Raw genomic sequence first — 4,210 nt, 5'->3', positions numbered from 1 at the left:
CATAAGCGATGGCGACCGTGGAGGAACGATCATGGCTGCCGAACAACCGCTCTGGACCCCGACGCAAGACCAGATTGACGCAGCACCCTTGACCGCCTTCACCAAAGCCGCCGGAGTCAAAGCCGGCGTAGCGTTTTCCTCGTATTCGCAGCTTCACGCCTGGTCGGTCGAGGACCGTGAAGGGTTCTGGAGCCTGGTCTGGGATTTCTGCGGCATCGTCGGCGACAAGGGCGACAAGCTGCTCGTCGACGGCGACAAGATGCCCGGCGCTTCTTTCTTTCCCGATGCGACACTGAATTTCGCCGGGAATCTGCTGAAGAAGACCGGCTCAGGCGACGCAATCGTGTTTCGCGGCGAAGACAAGGTCGAGCGCCGGCTGTCCTGGAACGAGTTGCACGCGCTGACCTCGCGGCTGCAGCAGCTTTTCCTGTCGCTCAAGGTGAAGAAGGGCGACCGCATTGCCGCCATGATGCCCAACATGCCGGAGACCGTCGCCGCCATGCTGGCCGCCGCCTCGGTCGGCGCCGTCTGGTCGTCCTGCTCTCCCGATTTCGGCGAGCAGGGCGTGCTCGACAGGTTCGGCCAGATCGAGCCCGTCGTCTTCATCGCGCCGGATGGCTATTGGTACAATGGCAAGGCGATCGAAGTCGCCGACAAGATCGCCGCGGTCGCGGCCAAGCTCGGCACTGTCCGCAAGATCCTGGTCGTCGACTATCTCGGCACATCGAGCGATGTCGCCGGGATCATCGACAAGGCGGTGGCGCTGGAAGAGGCGCTGTCGCCCTTCGCCGGCAAGCCCGTCGCCTTCGAGCCGCTGCCGTTTTCGCATCCGCTTTACATCCTGTTTTCGTCGGGAACGACCGGCATTCCCAAATGCATCGTCCATTCGGCCGGCGGCACGCTGATCCAGCATGTCAAGGAACACCGGCTGCATGCCGGTCTCACCGACGGCGACCGCTTTTTCTACTTCACCACCTGCGGCTGGATGATGTGGAACTGGCTGGTGTCGGGGCTCGCTTCGGGTGCGACGCTGCTGCTCTATGACGGTTCGCCCTTCTACCCCGACGGCAATGTGCTGTTCGATTTCGCCGATGCCGAGAAGATGACTTTCCTCGGCACCTCGGCCAAGTTCATCGATTCCGTGCGCAAGGCCGGCCTCAAGCCGATCCGCACGCATGATCTGTCCACTGTGCGGGCAATCTCCTCCACCGGCTCGCCGCTGTCGCCGGAAGATTTCCGCTTTGTCTATGACGGCATCAAGAAGGACGTACATCTGGCCTCGGTCTCCGGCGGCACCGACATCGTCTCCTGCTTCGTGCTCGGCGTGCCGACGCAGCCGGTCTGGACCGGCGAGATCCAGGGACCCGGCCTCGGCCTGGCCGTCGATGTCTGGGACGACGACGGCAGGCCGGTCCGACAGGAGAAGGGCGAGTTGGTCTGCGCAAAAGCCTTTCCGGCGATGCCGATCGGCTTCTGGAACGACCCCGATGGCAAGAAGTACCGGGCGGCCTATTTCGAGCGCTTCGACAATGTCTGGTGTCATGGCGATTTCGCCGAATGGACCGAGCATGGCGGCCTCATCATCCATGGCCGCTCCGACGCCACGCTCAACCCGGGCGGGGTGAGGATCGGCACGGCGGAGATCTACAATCAGGTCGAGCAGATGCCTGAGATCCTGGAAGCATTGTGCATCGGACAGGACTTCGACAACGACGTGCGCGTCATCCTGTTCGTGCGCCTGGCCGCCGGCGTGCAGCTCGACGAGGATCTGGAAAAACGCATACGGGCAAAAATCCGTAGCGGCGCGAGCCCGCGTCACGTGCCGGCAAGGATCGTCGCCGTCACCGACATCCCACGCACCAAGTCGGGCAAGATCACCGAGCTTGCGGTGCGCGACGTGGTGCATGGCCGCGCCATCAAGAACAAGGAGGCGCTCGCCAATCCAGAGGCGCTTGAGCTGTTCAAGAACCTGCCGCAATTGGCCGAGTAGCTGCTAATGCATGTCGCTCAAAAGTGGCCCGGTTTTGAGGCAACGACACGTATGAAAAAGTGACTTCGGAATGGTTAACGAAATATCTCGCTAGAATTTACCTAGATTTCATGAGTGGTACACATTCGTAAATTTTCCGGCGCCCCGGTAAGGGGTTGTTAAGGTCCGGCGTCGATAGTCGCAGGTAACTTGAGGGAGAAATCCCGTTCCTCAGCCCCGAGGATCCGAATTCGCTCAAGCCCCCGTTGTGACAGCAATCCCATCTCTTAAGGCGCCTTTGGGCGCCTTTTTCTTTTTATCGGGATCGAAGCGTGGAGGGCTGATCTATTCCGCGAGCACACGGGTCGATGGAAAAGCGACCTCGACCAAGGTGCCTTCGCCCGGGGTCGAATTGATGGTGAACCGGGCACGGTTGGCTTCCACCATCGCTTTGGTCAAAGGCAGTCCAAGCCCGGTGCCGTCGCCGCGTCCGCGCTTCAGCGCGTTGATCTGCTTGAACGGCTTCAGCGCCTGCTCGATCTCGGCATGGCTCATGCCGATGCCGGTGTCGCGCACCCGCATGACGACGTCGCCCGACGTCTCATAGGCGGTCGAGACGATCACCTGGCCGCCGGCCTGGGTGTAGCGGATGGCATTCGACAGGATGTTGAGCGCGATCTGGCGCACGCTGCGCAGGTCCGCCACCACTTCCGGCAGCCGCGAAGCGAAGCTGGAGCGGATGATGACCCGTTCGCGATTGGCCTGCGGCTGCATCATCGCCACCGTCTCGGCCAGCGTGTCGTTGAGCGACACCGCCTCATAGGCCATCTCCTGCTGGCCGGCCTCGATCTTGGAGATGTCGAGCAGGTCGTTGACCAGGTCGAGCACATGATTGCCCGAGCGGTTGATGTCGCGCAGATAGTCGCGGTAGCGGTCGTTGGCGACAGGTCCGAACTTCTCGTCGACCATCAGTTCGGAAAAGCCGATGATGGCGTTGAGCGGGGTGCGGATCTCGTGGCTGATGCGGGCGAGGAAATCGGTCTTCTGCGAGGACGCGCGCTCGGCCACCGCACGTGCCTGCGTCAAGTCCTCTTCGGCCCGCTTCCACTGCGTGATATCGCGAACGACGGCGCAGAAGCCGCTGTCGTTGGGCAGCCGGCCGATGGTCATGAACAGCGGAATGAAGCGGCCTTGCGATTCGCGACCGATCACCTCACGGCCGTCGTTCATGACACTCGCCACGCCGGGCTCGGACAGTCCGTTGAGATAGTCGCGTGCCGCGCGCTGACTTTCGATGGCAAACAGCGAGGCGAACGGCTTGCCGGTCACATCGTCGCTGTCGAAGCCGAACAGTGCTTCGGCCGGCCGGCTGATCGATCGGATGGTGCCGTCACGGCCGATCAGCACGACGCCGTCGGTGGCGGTGTCGATAATGGTGCGCATCTCGGCGATGCGCACCTTGAGCTCGGAAATATCCGGCTGCGTCTGCTCGTCGCCAACCACATGCAGGCTCGCCGGCGCATCATCCTCGCCGGAGCGTCGCACGACCAGCATCAGCGCCTTGCCGTCGCGCCAGGGGACAGAGCGCAAAATGGCCTCGATCGGGAATTCCTGTCCATCACGCGTCTTCAACCGCAGCGCGCGATCGGTGCCGTCGGAAACGCCGTCGTCGGCATAGGGGTCGGCAAACAACGCGCCGAGGCCGCCGGCATCCGCCAGATCGTCGAGCGCCTCGTAGCCGGTCAGGCTGAGGAATTCCTCGTTCGCATAGTGCAACTGGTCTCCGGAATGGATGAGCAGCGGCACGGGCAGCTTACCGAGCAGCGACGTGTCCGGGGCCTTGTGTTCATCTCCGGCGGAAAACGCCGACGGCACGAACCCTTCGGCCTTGAGCGGCGGAACCTGCAGGCGAGGGCGCTCGACGCGTATTTCCGCAGCGTCGCCTGCATTGACGGCCTGCGCGGCAACCGCCTGCTCGTCAGGCGATGCGGCTTCCTCGTCGGGCTGCGCCCAATCCTCGCTGTCTTCGGCATCGCGAAAATCTGCTGACGTCATGCTGTCGTCATCGAGGACATCATGTGTCGCGTCAGTGGCTTCAGGCTCTTCGCCGGGCGAAACCGCAGCGGTGTTCTCTGGTTCCGCCGCCACGGGGCCACGTTCGTCATCTTGGCCGGCATAGTCCAGCAACGAGCCCGTCACATTCATCCCAGGGGGGGCTTCACGAGCCGCTTCGTCCGGGTG

Annotated in this window: 2 protein-coding genes; one reads left to right on the top strand and one right to left on the bottom strand. The window is 62.9% G+C overall.

Translation table 11 applies throughout. The features are described from left to right. The first annotated feature begins 31 nt into the window (after nt 1–31). Nucleotides 32–1,990 (top strand): acetoacetate--CoA ligase, encoded by a 1,959-nt coding sequence (locus EN994_RS20355; protein WP_063170466.1) that lies wholly within the window; start codon nt 32–34, stop codon nt 1,988–1,990. A gap of 324 nt (nt 1,991–2,314) precedes the next feature. Here the strand turns inward: EN994_RS20355 and EN994_RS20350 are convergent. Further along, the coding region (locus EN994_RS20350) for a histidine kinase dimerization/phospho-acceptor domain-containing protein (protein WP_127307757.1) at nt 2,315–4,210 on the bottom strand (1,896 nt) is incomplete at its 5' end.

The organism is Mesorhizobium sp. M7A.F.Ca.CA.002.09.1.1 (assembly GCF_003998555.1).
Lineage (GTDB): Bacteria > Pseudomonadota > Alphaproteobacteria > Rhizobiales > Rhizobiaceae > Mesorhizobium > Mesorhizobium ciceri.
Note: the sequence above shows the minus strand (reverse complement) of the source record. Positions and strands in the feature narration are given on the sequence as shown.

Coding starts and splice junctions, on each gene's coding strand:
- EN994_RS20355 (WP_063170466.1), top strand. CDS start 32: ATGGCTGCCGAACAACCGCTCTGGACCCCGACGCAAGACCAGATTGAC.